Source organism: Pseudomonas sp. K8 (assembly GCF_014889455.1).
GTDB classification, from domain to species: Bacteria; Pseudomonadota; Gammaproteobacteria; order Pseudomonadales; family Pseudomonadaceae; genus Aquipseudomonas; species Aquipseudomonas veronii.
Genome location: NZ_VJWO01000001.1, coordinates 237,949 through 255,084, shown reverse-complemented (window position 1 = coordinate 255,084; position 17,136 = coordinate 237,949). Strand labels below are relative to the sequence as shown.

Below are 17,136 nucleotides of genomic sequence, written 5' to 3'. Positions count from 1 at the left end.
TATGTCGTTTGAATTGCTGGCCACTGACGGCAAAGCCCGTCGCGGTCGTCTGACCTTTCCGCGCGGTACGGTAGAGACCCCGGCGTTCATGCCGGTCGGCACCTACGGCACCGTCAAAGGCATGCTGCCGCGCGATATCGTCGCCACCGGCGCCGAAATCATCCTCGGCAACACCTTCCACCTGTGGCTGCGCCCGGGCACGGAAGTGATCAAGAAGCACGGCGACCTGCATGACTTCATGAAGTGGCAAGGCCCGATCCTCACTGACTCGGGTGGTTTCCAGGTGTTCAGCCTGGGCGCCATGCGCAAGATCAAGGAGGAGGGCGTGACCTTCGCCTCGCCGGTCGACGGTTCCAAAGTGTTCATGGGCCCGGAAGAGTCGATGCAGGTCCAGCGCGACCTGGGCTCCGACATCGTGATGATTTTCGACGAATGCACGCCGTACCCGGCCGACGAAGACGTCGCGCGGGTTTCCATGGAGTTGTCGCTGCGCTGGGCCCAGCGCTCGAAGAACGCCCACGGCGACAACACTGCGGCGCTGTTTGGTATCGTCCAGGGCGGCATGCATGAAAGCCTGCGCAAGCGCTCGCTGGAAGGCCTGGACAAGATCGGCTTCGACGGCCTGGCCATCGGCGGTCTGTCGGTGGGTGAGCCCAAGCACGAGATGATCAAGGTGCTGGATTACCTGCCGGGCCTGATGCCCGCTGACAAACCTCGTTACCTTATGGGCGTTGGCAAACCGGAGGATCTCGTAGAGGGTGTGCGCCGCGGTGTGGACATGTTCGATTGCGTGATGCCAACCCGTAATGCCCGCAATGGGCATCTGTTCATCGATACAGGCGTGCTGAAGATCCGTAACGCGTTCCATCGCCATGATGATTCGCCGCTGGATCCCACCTGTGACTGCTATACCTGCCAGAACTTCTCCCGTGCTTATCTGCACCATCTGGACAAGTGTGGGGAAATGCTGGGTAGCATGTTGAATACCATCCACAATTTGCGTCATTACCAAGTCCTGATGGCTGGTTTGCGCGAGGCTATTCAACAGGGTACATTGGCCGCCTTCGTCGATGCCTTCTATGCCAAGCGCGGGCTCCCTGTGCCGCCCTTGGACTGAGTTTTCCGACCCTAAGATTCACTATTTGCAACTGGAGTGCTAAATGAGCTTTTTTATCTCTAACGCCATGGCTGATGCCGCTGCGCCTGCTGCTGCCGGCCCTATGGGCGGTGGTTTCGAGTGGATTTTCCTGGTCGGCTTCCTGGTCATCTTCTACCTGATGATCTGGCGTCCACAGGCCAAGCGCGCCAAAGAGCAGAAAAACCTGCTCGGCAGCCTGCAGAAAGGTGACGAAGTCGTGACCACCGGCGGTATCGCGGGCAAGATCACCAAGGTTTCCGATGCTTTCGTGGTTCTGGAAGTCTCCGACACCGTCGAAATGAAGTTCCAGAAGGGCGCCATCGCCGCCACGCTGCCTAAAGGCACGCTCAAAGCGATCTGAGTAACAACTTTTACCAATCGACGGGGCGCGCAAGGCGCCCCGCGTTATAAGCGGGCGGCGTGATGCTGAACAAATACCCTCTGTGGAAATACCTACTGATCCTGGCGGTGCTGGCGATCGGTTTTATTTATTCCGCTCCCAATCTCTATCCTGATGACCCTGCGATCCAGATCTCTGGCGCCAGCACTTCGCTGAAGGTCAATCAGGCTGACCTGGAGCGCGCGAGCAAAGCGCTCACCGATGCGGGCATCCAGGTCAAAGCGGCAACGTTGGCAGCTGATGCGAAGGGCGGCTTGTTGCGCCTGACCAAGCAAGAAGACCAATTGCCGGCCAAAGACGTCGTGCGCAAGGCCATGGGTGACGACTACGTTGTCGCGCTCAACCTGGCACAGACCACGCCAAAATGGCTGCGCAGCATTGGCGCGCACCCGATGAAGCTGGGTCTGGACTTGTCCGGTGGTGTGCACTTCCTGCTGGAAGTCGACATGGACAAAGCCCTCGACGCGCGCCTGAAAGTCTACGAAGGCGACGTGAAGAGCCTGCTGCGTAAAGAGAAGTTGCGTTATCGCAGCCTGCCGCAGCTCAACGGTGCCATCCAGCTGGGCTTCTCTGACGAAGCGTCCCGCGAGCAGGCCCGTGCGCTGATCCGCAAGAACTTCAACGATTTCGACATCGTACCGGCCGACCTCAACGGTCAACCTGTACTGCGTCTGGCGATGACCCCGGCCAAGCTGGCGGAAATCCGCGAATACTCCATCAAGCAGAACTTGACCACGGTGCGTAACCGCGTCAACGAGCTGGGTGTGGCCGAGCCGATCGTTCAGCGCCAGGGCGCCAACCGCATCGTGGTTGAGCTGCCGGGCGTGCAGGATACCGCTGAAGCCAAGCGTATCCTCGGCAAGACCGCCAACCTGGAATTCCGTCTGGCCGCCGAGCCGGGTGCTTCCAAAGCCACTTCCGAGACCTTCGAGTTCCGTGAAGGCAACCGCCCTGCGGCGCAGATCGAGCGTGGCTTGATCATCACCGGCGACCAGGTGACTGACGCCAAGGCCGGTTTCGGCGAGCACGGTACGCCTGAAGTGAACATCCGCCTGGATGGCCATGGTGGCGAACTGATGAGCCGCGCCACGCGCAGCAACGTCGGGCGCAGCATGGCGGTGATCTTCATCGAGCAACGCCCGGTCACCACCTACACCAAGCAAATGGTCAACGGCGTCGAGAAAGACGTGCCGGTGCAGACCTTCAAGGAAGAGAAGAAGATCATCAGCCTGGCGACCATCCAGTCGCCGCTGGGTGCTCAGTTCCGCATCACCGGCCTGAACGGTCAGGGCGAATCGTCTGAGCTGGCCCTGCTGCTGCGTGCCGGTGGCCTGGCTGCGCCGATGTACTTCGCTGAAGAACGCACCATCGGCCCGAGCCTGGGTGCCGACAACATCACCAAGGGTATCAATGCGGCCTTGTGGGGCATGCTGTTCGTGTCGCTGTTCATCATCGCCATCTACCGCTTCTTCGGCGTCATCGCCACCGTGGCCCTGGCGGGCAACATGGTGATGCTGCTGGCCTTGATGTCGTTGCTGGGCGCTACGCTGACCCTGCCAGGCATCGCCGGCATCGTCCTCACCATGGGGATGGCGGTGGACGCCAACGTGCTGATCTTCTCGCGGATTCGTGAAGAGATCGCCGCCGGCATGACCGTGCAGCGCGCAATCAACGAAGGCTTCGGCCGGGCATTTACCGCGATTCTCGACTCCAACCTGACCACATTGCTGGTCGGCGGGATTCTCTTTGCCATGGGCACCGGCCCGGTCAAAGGTTTTGCGGTGACCATGTCCCTCGGTATCTTTACCTCGATGTTCACGGCCATCATGGTGACCCGCGCAATGGTCAACCTGATCTTTGGCGGGCGTGACTTCAAGAAGTTGTGGATTTAAGGGGCTGCCATGTTACGTACAATCAACTTCATGGGCGTTCGCAATATTGCGTTCGGCGTCACCGTGCTCCTTACCGTTCTGGCGTTGTTCAGCTGGTTCCATAAGGGCCTGAACTACGGTCTGGACTTCACCGGCGGTACGCTCATCGAGCTGACCTACGAGAAGCCGGCCGACGTGACTCAGGTGCGCGAAGAGCTGGTCAAGGCCGGCTATCACGAAGCTATCGTGCAGAGCTTTGGTGCGACCACCGATCTGCTGGTGCGTATGCCGGGCGAAGACCCGCAACTGGGTCACCAGGTTGCCGAGGCATTGCAGAAGGTCGGCGGTGATAACCCGGCGGCGGTCAAGCGCGTCGAGTTCGTCGGCCCGCAAGTGGGTGAAGAGCTGCGCGACCAGGGCGGCCTCGGCATGCTGATGGCGCTGGTCGGCATCATGATCTACCTGGCGTTCCGCTTTCAGTGGAAGTTCGGTGTCGGCGCCATTGTCTCGCTGATCCACGACGTGGTCGTGACCGTGGGCATCCTGGCGTACTTCCAGATCACCTTCGACCTGACTGTGCTGGCCGCGGTGCTGGCGATCATTGGTTACTCGCTCAACGACACCATCGTGGTATTCGACCGGGTTCGCGAGAACTTCCGCGTACTGCGCAAGGCGACGTTGATCGAGAACATCAACATCTCCACCACCCAGACCCTGTTGCGCACCATGGCGACGTCGATCTCCACCTTGCTGGCGATCGCAGCACTGATGATCTTCGGTGGCGATAACCTGTGGGGCTTCTCCCTGGCGCTGTTTATCGGCGTTCTGGCGGGCACCTACTCGTCGATCTACATCGCCAACGTGGTGCTGATCTGGCTGAACCTCAACAGCGAAGACCTGATCCCTCCGGCCGCGACTGGCAAGGAGGTCGACGACCGCCCTTGATGGGTGGTTGTTGATCTGCTGTTACAAAGAAGGCGCGAGTATTGAACTCGCGCCTTTTTTTTTGCTCCAAGGCTGGGTATAGCGCGGATCTTTCGGTCCGTTTGTGATGGTCAGGAGGTTCAACGTGAACAAGTCGTTACTGGTTGGTGCGGTATTGGGTGCTGTCGGTGTGACTGCCGGGGGTGCTGTTGCCACCTACAGCCTGGTAAAAAGCGGCCCTGAGTATGCGCAAGTGCTGGCGGTGCAGCCGGTGAAAACCCAGATTAAGACCCCGCGCGAGGTCTGCAAGGACGTCGCCGTGACCCGGCAGAAGCCGGTGCAGGATCAACACCAGATCGTCGGTACGGTGGTCGGTGCGCTGGCCGGTGGCCTGTTGGGCAACCAGGTCGGTGGCGGTAACGGTAAGAAGCTGGCCACCGTGGCCGGTGCGGTCGGTGGCGGTTATGCCGGTAACAAGGTGCAGGAGGGTATGCAGAACCGCGATACCTACACCACCACGCAAACCCGTTGTAACACCGTCAACGACATCAGCGACAAGGTCGTCGGTTATGACGTGCGTTACACCTTGGATGGCAAGGAAGGTTCGGTGCGTATGGATCGTGACCCAGGCGGCCAGATCCCGGTCGATAAAGAGGGGCGTCTGATCCTCGGCCAGAACCAGCAATAACCCCGGGCCTGGCACAGTTCACAATGTGGGAGGGGGCTTGCCCCCGATGGCGGTGTGTCAGTCAGCCTATCTGTAGCTGAAACTCCGCTATCGGGGGCAAGCCCCCCTCCCACAGTTGGCTTGTGGTGTTGCTGGTATTTAAGCTCACACCAAATTCCAGGCATAAAAAAAGCACCGAAGGGTGCTTTTTTGTGCTCGCTCGCTTAGCGCTTCAGCGAAGCCGGCAGGTGCGGCTGGATCGCCGTCAGCACTGCCTTGAAGCATTTGGTGTTGCCGGCTACCACGTGGCCTTTCTCCAGGAAGTCATGCCCGCCGGTGAAGTCGCTCACCAGGCCGCCGGCCTCTTGGATCAGCAGGGCGCCCGCTGCCATGTCCCACTCGGACAGGCCCGATTCCCAGAAGGCATCGAAACGACCGGCGGCGACGTAGGCCAGGTCCAGGCTGGCTGCACCGGCGCGGCGGATGCCGGCGGTCTGGCCAACCAGGGCGCGGAACATACCCAGGTAGTTGTCCAGGTTGTCCATCTGGTCGTCACGGAATGGGAAGCCGGTGCCCAGCAGGGCGCCGTCCAGGCTGGTGCGGCCGCTGACGCGCAGGCGACGACCGTTCAACTGGGCGCCACGGCCACGGCTGGCGGTGAATTCTTCCTGGCGAACCGGGTCCAGCACAACGGCGTGTTCCAGGCGGCCACGGTATTTGCAGGCAATGCTCACGGCAAAGTGCGGGATACCGCGCAGGAAGTTGGTGGTGCCATCCAGTGGATCGATGATCCACAGGTAGTCTTCGCCTTCGCCGCTGCCTTTGTGCAGGCCGGTTTCTTCGCCGAGAATGCCGTGGGTCGGGTAGGCCTTGCGCAGGGCGTCGATGATTTTCTGTTCGGCGGCGCGATCCACCTCGGATACATAATCCTTGGCGTCTTTTTCGTCGACCTTGATGGTATCCAGGCGCTCGATGGAGCGGAAGATCAATTCACTGGCGCTGCGGGCGGCGCGCAGCGCGATATTCAGCATGGGCTGCATGGATGTGTCACCTAAGGTTGTTAAAGAAAGCCGAGCATTCTAGCAGAAACTTTCTTCAGGTGAAGGACGGCGTGAGCTTTCGTGGCATAACCTTAGGCTGTTCTGTAAGATTTGCTCCCCTTTCCCGTGTCCGAGAGCGCCTCCCTTGCTGCAAAACATTCGTGTCGTCTTGGTCAATACCAGTCATCCCGGCAATATCGGCGGGGTGGCGCGAGCCATGAAAAACATGGGGCTGACGCGCCTGGTGCTGGTCGAGCCGCGCGTGTTCCCGCACCACGAGGCCGATGCCCGCGCATCCGGCGCCAATGACATCCTTGAAAAAGCCCAGGTCGTCGCCACTTTGGAAGACGCATTGGTCGGCTGCAACCTGGTGCTCGGCACCAGCGCCCGCGACCGGCGCATCCCCTGGCCATTGCTCGATCCGCGTGAATGCGGGACCAAAGTGGTGGAAGAGGCCGCCGGCGGCGCTGAAATCGCCCTGGTGTTCGGCCGTGAAGACTCCGGCCTGACCAACGAAGAGCTGCAGCGATGTCATTATCATGTGCATATTCCATCAGACCCGGAGTTCAGCTCGCTGAACCTCGGGGCGGCGGTGCAGGTGTTGAGTTACGAAGTACGCATGGCCTGGCTGGCCGCTGAAGGGCAGCCGAGCAAGGTTGAGAAGGATGAAGTGGCGTCGACCAAGAGTGGCGAGTTGGCCACCATGGACGAGCTGGAGCGGTTCTATGAACACCTGGAGCAAACCCTGGTGGCCATCGAATTCCTCGATCCGGAAAAACCGCGGCACTTGATGGCGCGCCTGCGTCGTCTGTACGGACGCAGCTCGGTCAGCCGGGCGGAAATGAATATATTGCGTGGCATCCTCACGGAAACCCAGAAAGCGGCCCGTGGCGAGCTTCTTAAGCGGAAGGATTAAAAATGTTCGAGCGTTTGCGAGAAGATATCCAGAGTGTTTTCCACCGTGACCCGGCGGCGCGCAACGCCTTTGAAGTACTGACCTGCTACCCGGGCATGCATGCGATCTGGATTCATCGCCTGTCCGGTGCCTTGTGGGGCATGGGCTGGAAATGGCTGGCGCGGGTGGTGTCCAACTTTGGGCGCTGGTTGACCGGCATCGAGATCCACCCGGGCGCCAAGGTCGGCCGCCGCTTCTTTATCGACCACGGCATGGGTATCGTGATTGGCGAGACCGCCGAAATCGGTGACGACGTGACCCTGTATCAGGGCGTAACCCTGGGCGGCACCAGCTGGAACAAGGGCAAGCGTCACCCGACCCTGGAAAACGGTGTAGTGGTCGGGGCGGGCGCCAAGGTGCTGGGTCCGTTCACCGTGGGGGCAGGGGCCAAGGTCGGCTCCAATGCGGTGGTGACCAAGGCGGTGCCGCCGGGCGCAACCGTGGTCGGCATTCCGGGGCGCATCATCGTCAAGCCGGAAGTCGGCGATGAGCAGGAGGCCAAGCGCAAGGCCATGGCTGAGAAGATCGGCTTCGATGCCTACGGCGTCAGCGAAGACATGCCCGACCCGGTGGCCCGTGCCATCGGCCAGTTGCTCGACCACCTGCAGGCGGTAGACGGCAAGCTGGATGGCATGTGCGGCGCGCTGAAGGAATTGGGCAGTAACTATTGTGCGAAAGACCTGCCTGAGCTGCGCGAAGAGGACTTCGCCGAGATCAAAGACGAAGCCGCCACCAAGGCCGGCTGAAGCCTCACGATCACCAAAAGTCCCCTGTGGGAAGGGGCTTGCTCCCGATAGCGGTGGGGCAGTCACCCATACATTGACTGGTCCTTCGCGAACGGGAGCAAGCCCCCTTCCACAGGTTGTTCTCCATTGGTCTTGGAATTCCTGCTTGGCCGCTGTTCCTTCTGTTCGTCCCCACCCCATCCTGCTATTATTTGCGCGCCCTTTTTACGGGTAATCCTGACTAAAGTACTAGGTCTTATAGTTGACTTAAATACTCGGGAATAGCATACTTGCTCCCATTCTGAAACACCTTGGTACTTGTCCATGAGACTGACTACAAAAGGCCGATACGCGGTGACCGCCATGCTTGACTTGGCTTTGCACGCGCAAACTGGGCCGGTGTCCCTGGCCGATATCTCCGAGCGCCAAGGCATTTCCCTGTCCTACCTCGAGCAACTGTTCGCCAAATTGCGCCGCAGCAATCTGGTCTCTAGTGTGCGTGGGCCGGGTGGCGGCTATCAACTGTCCCGCGACATGCAGGGCATCCAGGTGGCCCAGGTGATCGACGCGGTCAACGAATCCGTCGATGCCACCAAATGCCAGGGTTTGGGTGATTGCCATGCCGGCGACACCTGCCTGACCCACCACTTGTGGTGTGACTTGAGCCTGCAGATCCATGAGTTTTTGAGTGGTATCAGCTTGGCTGATCTTGTGACTCGCCGTGAGGTGCAAGAAGTAGCCCAGCGTCAGGACCAGCGCCGTTGCAACACCAAGGTGCCGCGTCTGGACAAGATTGAAGCGTCCGCCGTCGAGTGACAGCCGAAGAGCTAACGGCACGCCAGCCAGCCTGATTTAGGAGAAAGTCCATGAAATTGCCGATTTACCTTGATTACTCAGCGACCACCCCGGTTGATCCGCGTGTCGCGCAAAAGATGAGCGAATGCCTGCTGGTTGACGGAAACTTCGGCAACCCGGCGTCGCGTTCCCACGTATTCGGCTGGAAAGCCGAAGAAGCGGTTGAAAACGCTCGTCGCCAAGTCGCCGACCTGGTGGGTGCAGATCCACGCGAAATCGTCTGGACCTCCGGCGCCACCGAATCCGACAACCTGGCAATCAAGGGCGCCGCGCATTTCTACGCGACCAAAGGCAAGCACCTGATCACCACCAAGATCGAGCACAAGGCGGTCCTCGACACCATGCGCCAACTGGAGCGTGAAGGGTTCGAAGTCACCTACATCGAGCCGACCACCGACGGTATTGTGACGCCGGCGATGATCGAAGCGGCCATGCGTGAAGACACCATCCTGGTTTCCGTGATCCACGTGAACAACGAAATCGGCACCATCAACGACATCGCGGCCATCGGCGAGCTGACCCGCTCCAAAGGTGTGTTGCTGCACGTCGACGCGGCTCAGTCCACCGGCAAGGTCGACATCGACCTGTCGAAGCTGAAAGTCGACCTGATGTCGTTCTCGGCGCACAAAACCTACGGCCCCAAAGGCATCGGCGCCCTGTACGTGAGCCGCAAGCCTCGCGTTCGCATCGAAGCCATCATGCACGGCGGCGGTCACGAGCGCGGCATGCGTTCGGGCACCCTGGCGACTCACCAGATCGTCGGCATGGGCGAAGCGTTCCGTATCGCCAAGGAAGAAATGGCTGCCGAAAACGTGCGTATCAAGGGCCTGAGCGATCGCTTCTACAAGCAGGTCGAAAACCTTGAAGAGCTGTACATCAACGGCAGCATGACTGCCCGTGTACCGCACAACCTGAATTTGAGCTTCAACTACGTCGAAGGCGAGTCGCTGATCATGGCGCTCAAGGACCTGGCGGTTTCGTCCGGTTCGGCCTGCACCTCGGCCTCCCTTGAGCCGTCCTACGTGCTGCGCGCCCTGGGCCGCAACGACGAACTGGCGCACAGCTCGATCCGCTTTACGTTTGGCCGTTTCACCACCGAAGAAGAAGTCGACTACGCCGCGCAGAAAGTCTGCGAGGCCGTCACCAAGCTGCGCACCTTGTCGCCGCTGTGGGACATGTACAAAGACGGCATCGACATTTCCAAGATCGAGTGGGCGGCACACTAACTATAGAAGCCGCCACCCCAGCTCTGTAGGAACGTGGCGGAAAACGCAGACGTTTTTACAGGGTTCCAGAGCGGCCCTGATGAGTGAGGATTCAGTACCATGGCTTACAGCGAAAAGGTCATCGACCACTACGAAAACCCGCGCAACGTCGGCAAGATGGACGCGGAAGACCCTGATGTCGGCACCGGCATGGTCGGCGCTCCGGCGTGCGGCGATGTGATGCGCCTGCAGATCAAGGTCAACGAACAAGGCATCATCGAAGACGCCAAGTTCAAGACTTACGGCTGCGGTTCGGCCATCGCCTCCAGCTCCCTGGCGACCGAGTGGATGAAAGGCAAGACTCTGGATGAAGCAGAGACCATCAAGAACACTCAACTGGCCGAAGAACTGGCCTTGCCGCCAGTGAAGATTCACTGCTCCGTACTCGCAGAAGACGCCATCAAGGCGGCCGTTCGCGACTACAAGCAGAAGAAAGGCTTGATCTAAAGCATTTGGCGACGAGTAAGGAGTCAACGATGGCTATCAGCATGACAGAAGCGGCTGCGCGGCACGTGCGACGCTCCCTGGATGGGCGCGGTAAAGGTGAGGGGATTCGTCTGGGTGTTCGCACCACGGGCTGTTCCGGCCTTGCCTATGTGCTGGAGTTCGTCGACGAGGTAGTGGCGGAAGATCAGGTGTTCGAAAGTCACGGCGAGAAAGTGATCATCGACCCGAAAAGCCTGACCTACCTGGACGGCACCGAACTCGATTTCGTCAAGGAAGGGTTGAACGAAGGCTTCAAGTTCAACAACCCCAACGTGCGCGGTGAATGTGGCTGCGGCGAAAGCTTCAACATCTGAGGCTACTTGTGGGCACTCCTTGTCATTTCGCTTTATTCGAGTTGCAACCGAGCTTTCGGCTGGACCTCGAGCAGCTTGCCACGCGCTACCGTGAATTGGCGCGTGGCGTGCATCCGGACCGCTTTGCCGACGCTTCCGAGCGTGAACAGCGCCTGGCGCTGGAGCAGTCGGCCAGCCTCAACGAAGCCTATCAGACCCTCAAAAGCCCCCCCAAGCGCGCGCGTTACCTGCTCGCGATGAACGGTGGTGAGTTGCCGCTGGAAGTCACGGTGCATGATCCGGACTTTCTGATGCAGCAGATGCAGTGGCGCGAGGAACTCGAAGACTTGCAGGACGAAGCCGATCTGGCGGGTGTCGCAGTCTTCAAGCGGCGTCTGAAAGTGGCCCAGGATGAGCTCAACGAAAGCTTCGCAGCCTGTTGGGACGATGCAGCGCAACGTGAGCAGGCCGAACGCCTGATGCGGCGCATGCAGTTCCTCGACAAGCTCTCCTACGAAGTGCGCCAGTTAGAAGAGCGCCTCGACGATTAACCCAGCGCTGCCCCTGTTGCACGCCTGAAAGACAGATAAGACCTGATTACCATGGCCCTACTGCAGATCGCCGAACCCGGCCAAAGTCCTCAACCGCACCAGCGTCGCCTGGCGGTCGGGATTGACTTGGGCACCACCAATTCCCTGGTCGCCGCCTTGCGCAGCGGCCTGTCCGAGCCGTTGCCCGATGCTGATGGCCAGGTGATCCTGCCGTCGGCGGTGCGCTATCACGCCGATCGCATTGAAGTCGGTGAGTCGGCCAAGCTGGCGGCGTCCACCGACCCGTTGAACACCGTGCTGTCGGTCAAGCGCTTGATGGGTCGTGGGTTGTCCGACGTCAAGCAATTGGGCGATCAACTGCCGTACCGCTTTGTCGGCGGCGAGTCGCACATGCCGTTCATCGACACCGTCCAGGGCCCGAAAAGCCCGGTGGAAGTGTCGGCCGATATCCTCAAGGTGCTGCGCCAGCGCGCAGAGACCACCCTGGGCGGCGAACTGGTGGGGGCGGTGATCACCGTGCCGGCGTATTTCGACGACGCCCAGCGCCAGGCGACCAAGGACGCGGCGAAACTCGCCGGCCTGAACGTGCTGCGCCTGCTCAACGAGCCGACCGCGGCCGCCGTGGCCTATGGCCTCGACCAGCAGGCCGAAGGCCTGGTCGCCATTTACGACCTGGGCGGCGGTACCTTTGATATTTCGATCCTGCGCCTGACCGGCGGGGTCTTCGAAGTGTTGGCCACCGGCGGCGATACCGCCCTGGGCGGCGATGACTTCGACCATGCGATCGCACGCTGGATCATCAGCAGTGCCGGTTTGTCCGATGACCTGGACCCGGGCGAGCAGCGCCATCTGCTGCAAACCGCCTGCGCCGCCAAAGAAGCCCTGACTGACGCGGCCTCTGTTGACGTTTCCTACGGCAATTGGTCGGCCAAACTGACCCGCGAAGCCTTCGATGCGCTGATCGAGCCGATGGTCGCCCGCAGCCTCAAAGCCTGTCGCCGCGCTGTGCGTGACTCTGGCGTAGAGCTTGAAGACGTGGCTGCCGTGGTCATGGTCGGTGGTTCGACCCGCGTGCCGCGCGTGCGCGAAGCCGTTGCCGAAGCGTTCGGTCGTCAGCCGCTGACAGAAATCGACCCGGATCAAGTGGTGGCCATTGGTGCAGCGATCCAGGCCGATACCCTGGCGGGCAACAAGCGCGACGGTGGCGAACTGTTGCTGCTCGACGTGATTCCGCTGTCCCTGGGCCTGGAAACCATGGGCGGCCTGATGGAGAAGGTGATTCCGCGCAACACCACCATCCCCGTCGCCCGCGCCCAGGACTTCACGACCTACAAAGACGGCCAGACGGCCATGATGATTCATGTGCTGCAGGGCGAGCGCGAGCTGATCAGCGACTGCCGCTCCCTGGCGCGCTTTGAATTGCGCGGTATCCCGGCGATGGTCGCGGGCGCGGCGAAGATTCGCGTGACCTTCCAGGTCGACGCCGATGGTCTGCTCAGCGTGGCTGCGCGTGAATTGGGCTCGGGCGTTGAGGCCAGCATCCAGGTCAAGCCGTCCTACGGTCTGACCGACGGCGAAATCGCCAAGATGCTCAAGGATTCGTTCCAGTATGCCAGTGACGATAAGGTCGCCCGCGTGCTGCGCGAGCAGCAAGTCGATGCCCAGCGCCTGCTCGAAGCGGTGCAGGGCGCTCTGGATGTCGACGGCGAACGCCTGTTGGATGCCGAAGAACGCATGGTCATCGACCTGCAGATGCAGGAACTGGCCGAATTGATGAAAGGCTCCGATGGCTATGCCATCGAGCAGCAGACCAAGCGCCTGTCGCAAGTGACCGATGCCTTCGCTGCCCGCCGCATGAACCAGACGGTAAAAGCCGCCCTGGCGGGCCGCAACCTGAATGAAATTGAGGAATAATTGATGCCGCAGGTCATTTTTCTGCCACACGCCGAGCATTGCCCGGACGGTATGGTCGTGGAGGCTGAGACCGGCAAGTCCATCCTCGAAGTTGCCCATGACAACCACATCGAGATCGAAAGTGCCTGCGGCGGTGTCTGCGCTTGCACCACTTGTCACTGCATCATTCGCGAGGGTTTCGACTCTCTGGAAGAAGCTGACGAGTTGGAAGAAGACTTTCTTGACCGTGCCTGGGGCCTGGAGCCGACTTCTCGCCTAAGCTGTCAGGCCAAGGTCGGGACCGAAGACATCACCGTCGAAATTCCGAAATATTCGCTCAACCATGCGGCCGAAGCACCGCATTGATTCAAGGAAGTGTCATGAGTCTTAAATGGGTTGATGTGCAAGAGATCGCTATCCTGTTGGCCGATGGCAATCCGGATATGGATCCCTACTCGCTGAACTTTGTCGCTTTGCGTGACATGGTCATGGCTTTGCCTGGGTTTGACGATGAGCGCGACCGCGGCGGTGAAAAGGTCCTGGAAGCGATCCAGACTGCCTGGAAAGAAGAACAGGACTGACGCCTCCTTTACGCAGTTAGGCAATACCCAAGAACCCGCGTATAATTCGCGGGTTTAATTTTTCGCAAATTACCGTTTCTGGAGTTACACCATGGCTGTTCAACGTACTTTCTCCATCATCAAGCCTGACGCTGTTGCAAAAAACGTCATCGGCGAGATCACCACTCGTTTCGAAAAGGCCGGCCTGAAGGTTGTAGCCTCGAAACTCAAGCAACTGTCCAAGGCTGAAGCTGAAGGCTTCTACGCTGAGCACAGCGCTCGTGGCTTCTTCGGCGACCTGGTTGCCTTCATGATCTCCGGTCCTGTTGTCGTTCAGGTTCTGGAAGGCGAAAACGCTATCGCTCTGAACCGTGAGCTGATGGGCGCTACCAACCCTAAAGAAGCAGCTGCCGGCACCATCCGTGCTGATTTCGCTGATTCCATCGACGCCAACGCTGTACACGGTTCGGACTCCGAAGCCGCTGCTGCCCGCGAAATCTCGTACTTCTTCGCAGCTACTGAAGTAACCACTCGCTAAGCATTGGCTTAAGAGTGAAGGTGAATCCATGACTACATCGACTGTAAAAACCAACCTGCTGGGTCTGACTCAACAGGAAATGGAAAAATTCTTCGACTCGATCGGGGAGAAGCGTTTCCGTGCCGGTCAGGTAATGAAATGGATTCACCACTTTGGCGTCGATGATTTCGACGCCATGACGAACGTCAGCAAGGCCCTGCGCGACAAGCTCAAGGCTATTGCCGAGGTCCGTGGTCCCGAAGTTGTCAGCGAGGACATCTCCAGCGACGGCACCCGTAAGTGGGTGGTGCGCGTGGCGTCCGGCAGCTGCGTCGAGACCGTCTACATTCCCCAGGGCAAACGTGGCACCTTGTGCGTTTCGTCCCAGGCAGGCTGTGCCCTGGACTGCAGTTTCTGCTCCACCGGCAAGCAAGGCTTCAATAGCAACCTCACCGCCGCCGAAGTCATCGGCCAGGTGTGGATTGCCAACAAATCCTTTGGCAGCGTCCCGGCGACCGTCGACCGTGCCATCACCAACGTGGTGATGATGGGCATGGGTGAGCCGCTGCTGAACTTCGACAACGTGATCGCGGCCATGCACCTGATGATGGACGACCTGGGTTACGGCATCTCCAAGCGCCGTGTGACCCTGTCGACCTCCGGCGTGGTGCCGATGATCGATGAGCTGTCCAAGCACATCGACGTCTCCCTGGCATTGTCGCTGCACGCACCCAATGACGCATTGCGTAACCAATTGGTGCCGATCAACAAGAAGTATCCGCTTAAGATGCTGCTTGAATCTTGCCAGCGCTACATGTCGTCCCTGGGCGAAAAGCGCGTGCTGACCATCGAGTACACCTTGCTCAAGGACATCAACGACAAGGTCGAACACGCGATCGAGATGATCGAGTTGCTCAAGAACATCCCGTGCAAGATCAACCTGATTCCGTTCAACCCGTTTCCCCATTCTGGCTATGAGCGGCCGAGCAACAACGCCATCCGCCGTTTCCAGGATCAACTGCACCAGGCCGGCTTCAACGTCACCGTGCGTACCACCCGTGGTGAAGACATCGACGCCGCCTGTGGCCAATTGGTAGGACAGGTGCTGGATCGCACCCGTCGCAGCGAACGTTATATCGCCGTGCGCGAACTGAGCGCCGCCGACGATGTGCCGCAAAGCGCTGCGACTCGAACCTGAGAGAGGATCTCTATGCCCTTGCGCCTTGCGCTGCTTTTGCTTGTTACCGGTCTTGCGACCGGTTGTGTTTCATCGGGCTATGACAGCCCTTTGCAAACCGGCAAGGGCCGCGAAGAGGCGCGAGTGGCTTATGTGCAACTGGGCTTGGGTTACCTGCGTCAGGGCATGAGCGAGCAGGCCAAGGTGCCGTTGAAAAAGGCCCTTGAACTGGACGGCGACGATGCCGAGGCCAATGGCGCACTCGCCCTGGTGTTCCAGGCCCAGGCCGAGCCTGAGTTGGCCGAGCAGTATTTCAGCAAGGCCCTGGCTTCCCGTCCTGCCGATCCCCGGCTGCTGAACAACTACGGCAGCTTCCTGTTCGAGCAGAAACGCTATGACCAGGCTTCCCGTTATTTCCAGCAAGCCAGCGCCGATACCCTCTACCCAGAGCGGTCGCGCGTGTTCGAGAACCTTGGGGTGGCCTCCAAGCGTCTCGGCCAGCGTGACATCGCGCGCCAACACCTGGAAAAAGCCCTGCACCTGAACAGTCGCCAGCCTCGCGCCTTGCTCGAAATGGCTGAGTTGTCTTACGAAGACAGGCATTATGTGCCGGCACGTGACTATTACGAACGTTTTAGCCTGCTCAGCGGGCAAAATGCACGTAGTCTATTGCTCGGTGTGCGCCTGGCGACGGTTCATGAAGAACGCGACACGGCCGCACGTTATGGCCAGCAACTCGAACGACTCTATCCCGGTACGCCGGAATATCAGCAATACCTGTCGGAGCAATGATGAAAGCGGCGCACCCGGAAGTTGTAGCAGCTAATCGCGTAAACCCAGGCGACACCTTGCGTCAGGCCCGCGAAAGCAATGGTTGGTCGCTGGCGGAAGTGGCCCTCAAGCTCAATTTGACCACCACGTCACTGGGCAACCTGGAAGCCGGCGCGTTCGACAAGCTGCCTGGGCATACCTTCGCCCGCGGCTATATTCGCGCCTACGCCAAATTGTTGGGTATCGACCAGGCCATCTTGGTCCAGCAATTCGACCAGGTCACCGGCACCGACTCCCAGGGCAGCAACGTCCATGGCCTGGGGCGCATCGAAGAGCCGGTGCGGGTGTCCCACACGATCCTGCGCATCGTCAGCCTGTTGCTGCTGATCGCCGTGATTGGTGGCGGTTTCGTCTGGTGGCAGGACCAGGCCTCCCAGCGCACCAAGGACCTGACCAGCAACGCCATGGAGCACGTCGAAGTCGAAAGCGCCGACGGCACCACGCAGATTCACCCGTTGGACGAGCCGGAAGACCAGGCTGTCGCCGAAGGCCAGGCTGCGCCCGAAGCGCCAGTGACGGCCGAGCAACCCGCGGCGGAATCGGCCCCGGCGGCCACTACTGCTGCGGTGCCGGCTCCAGCCGTACCGGCGCACGCCCCAGTCGTACCGGCTGCACCGGCGCACACTCCGGCGGCGCCTGTGGCGCAAGCCACCGCCCCGGTCGCTCCCGTGCAGGCGCCAGCGCCTGCCGCCGCCCCGACGGCTCCCGCGATTTCGCCGCCGACCACCCCCGCGTTGATCGCCGGTGACGGGCACGTACAAATTACCTTCATTGCTGACTGCTGGACGCAACTCAGCGATGGCAACGGCAAAGTGCTGTTTAGCGGTCTGAAGCGTAAGGGAGATACGCTCGACCAGGGCGGCAAGCCTCCTTTGACGCTGCGTCTGGGCTTTGCCCGTGGCGCGCAAGTGGCCTACAACGGCCAGCCTGTCGACGTAGCGCCGTTCACCAGTGGCGAAACTGCTCGCCTGAAGTTGGGACAATAGTC

Annotated in this window: 20 protein-coding genes; 19 read left to right on the top strand and 1 reads right to left on the bottom strand. The window is 60.2% G+C overall.

The features are described 5' to 3' along the window. Position 1: 1 nt before the first annotated feature. The 5 genes from tgt (at position 2) to INT12_RS01130 (ending at position 5,021) form a co-directional block, all read left to right on the top strand. A complete protein-coding gene (tgt, locus tag INT12_RS01150) occupies positions 2 to 1,117 on the top strand; it encodes a tRNA guanosine(34) transglycosylase Tgt (RefSeq protein WP_010565220.1) in 1,116 nt (371 codons plus the stop codon). 43 nt (positions 1,118 to 1,160) lie between these two features. After that, complete coding sequence (gene yajC, locus INT12_RS01145) at positions 1,161 to 1,499, top strand: preprotein translocase subunit YajC (protein ID WP_003175975.1); 339 nt, start codon at positions 1,161 to 1,163, stop codon at positions 1,497 to 1,499. Between the two features lie 62 nt (positions 1,500 to 1,561). Beyond that, positions 1,562 to 3,430: a protein translocase subunit SecD gene (secD, locus tag INT12_RS01140; RefSeq protein WP_017846189.1), complete on the top strand. Its 1,869-nt coding sequence runs from the start codon at positions 1,562 to 1,564 to the stop codon at positions 3,428 to 3,430. Between the two features lie 9 nt (positions 3,431 to 3,439). Continuing rightward, on the top strand, positions 3,440 to 4,354 hold the full coding sequence (secF, locus tag INT12_RS01135) for a protein translocase subunit SecF (protein ID WP_017846188.1): 915 nt from the start codon (positions 3,440 to 3,442) through the stop codon (positions 4,352 to 4,354). A 124-nt stretch (positions 4,355 to 4,478) separates the two neighbouring features. Next, a complete protein-coding gene (locus INT12_RS01130) occupies positions 4,479 to 5,021 on the top strand; it encodes a glycine zipper 2TM domain-containing protein (RefSeq protein WP_053257883.1) in 543 nt (180 codons plus the stop codon). 203 nt (positions 5,022 to 5,224) lie between these two features. Here the strand turns inward: INT12_RS01130 and suhB are convergent, their stop codons facing one another. Beyond that, positions 5,225 to 6,040 (bottom strand): inositol-phosphate phosphatase, encoded by an 816-nt coding sequence (gene suhB, locus INT12_RS01125; protein WP_017846186.1) that lies wholly within the window; start codon positions 6,038 to 6,040, stop codon positions 5,225 to 5,227. 145 nt (positions 6,041 to 6,185) lie between these two features. Between suhB and trmJ the strand changes: the two genes are divergently transcribed. From trmJ to INT12_RS01055, 14 genes are all read left to right on the top strand, one after another. Next, entirely contained in the window at positions 6,186 to 6,956 is a 771-nt protein-coding gene (gene trmJ / locus INT12_RS01120; protein WP_003210307.1) for a tRNA (cytosine(32)/uridine(32)-2'-O)-methyltransferase TrmJ, read from the top strand. A gap of 2 nt (positions 6,957 to 6,958) precedes the next feature. Further along, positions 6,959 to 7,741: a serine O-acetyltransferase gene (gene cysE, locus INT12_RS01115; RefSeq protein WP_046382172.1), complete on the top strand. Its 783-nt coding sequence runs from the start codon at positions 6,959 to 6,961 to the stop codon at positions 7,739 to 7,741. Positions 7,742 to 8,044: 303 nt separating this feature from the next. After that, complete coding sequence (gene iscR / locus INT12_RS01110) at positions 8,045 to 8,536, top strand: Fe-S cluster assembly transcriptional regulator IscR (protein WP_122763850.1); 492 nt, start codon at positions 8,045 to 8,047, stop codon at positions 8,534 to 8,536. Between the two features lie 50 nt (positions 8,537 to 8,586). Then, a complete protein-coding gene (locus tag INT12_RS01105; RefSeq protein ID WP_017846184.1) occupies positions 8,587 to 9,801 on the top strand; it encodes an IscS subfamily cysteine desulfurase in 1,215 nt (404 codons plus the stop codon). A 99-nt stretch (positions 9,802 to 9,900) separates the two neighbouring features. Further along, positions 9,901 to 10,287 (top strand): Fe-S cluster assembly scaffold IscU, encoded by a 387-nt coding sequence (iscU, locus tag INT12_RS01100; protein ID WP_003443374.1) that lies wholly within the window; start codon positions 9,901 to 9,903, stop codon positions 10,285 to 10,287. Positions 10,288 to 10,316: 29 nt separating this feature from the next. Continuing rightward, the gene (gene iscA, locus INT12_RS01095) at positions 10,317 to 10,640 is read left to right on the top strand and encodes an iron-sulfur cluster assembly protein IscA (protein WP_010565230.1); all 324 of its coding nucleotides are present in this window, start codon (positions 10,317 to 10,319) and stop codon (positions 10,638 to 10,640) included. 8 nt (positions 10,641 to 10,648) lie between these two features. Beyond that, positions 10,649 to 11,170, top strand: a complete 522-nt coding sequence (gene hscB, locus INT12_RS01090; protein ID WP_046382174.1) for a co-chaperone HscB — start codon at positions 10,649 to 10,651, stop codon at positions 11,168 to 11,170. 51 nt (positions 11,171 to 11,221) lie between these two features. Then, entirely contained in the window at positions 11,222 to 13,084 is a 1,863-nt protein-coding gene (hscA, locus tag INT12_RS01085; protein ID WP_193039571.1) for a Fe-S protein assembly chaperone HscA, read from the top strand. Positions 13,085 to 13,087: 3 nt separating this feature from the next. Next, positions 13,088 to 13,429 (top strand): ISC system 2Fe-2S type ferredoxin, encoded by a 342-nt coding sequence (fdx, locus tag INT12_RS01080; protein ID WP_104904502.1) that lies wholly within the window; start codon positions 13,088 to 13,090, stop codon positions 13,427 to 13,429. Positions 13,430 to 13,443: 14 nt separating this feature from the next. Next, complete coding sequence (gene iscX / locus INT12_RS01075) at positions 13,444 to 13,644, top strand: Fe-S cluster assembly protein IscX (RefSeq protein ID WP_017846180.1); 201 nt, start codon at positions 13,444 to 13,446, stop codon at positions 13,642 to 13,644. Positions 13,645 to 13,735: 91 nt separating this feature from the next. Continuing rightward, a complete protein-coding gene (gene ndk, locus INT12_RS01070) occupies positions 13,736 to 14,161 on the top strand; it encodes a nucleoside-diphosphate kinase (RefSeq protein ID WP_017846179.1) in 426 nt (141 codons plus the stop codon). A gap of 28 nt (positions 14,162 to 14,189) precedes the next feature. Further along, complete coding sequence (rlmN, locus tag INT12_RS01065) at positions 14,190 to 15,338, top strand: 23S rRNA (adenine(2503)-C(2))-methyltransferase RlmN (protein WP_017846178.1); 1,149 nt, start codon at positions 14,190 to 14,192, stop codon at positions 15,336 to 15,338. 12 nt (positions 15,339 to 15,350) lie between these two features. Continuing rightward, positions 15,351 to 16,109, top strand: coding sequence for a type IV pilus biogenesis/stability protein PilW (pilW, locus tag INT12_RS01060; protein ID WP_046382178.1), 759 nt, complete (start codon positions 15,351 to 15,353; stop codon positions 16,107 to 16,109). After that, positions 16,109 to 17,134 carry a helix-turn-helix domain-containing protein gene (locus INT12_RS01055; protein ID WP_017846176.1) on the top strand — a complete coding sequence of 342 codons (1,026 nt, stop codon included), beginning with the start codon at positions 16,109 to 16,111 and terminating at the stop codon, positions 17,132 to 17,134. The genes pilW and INT12_RS01055 overlap by 1 nt, the downstream gene beginning before the upstream one ends. Positions 17,135 to 17,136: the final 2 nt, after the last annotated feature.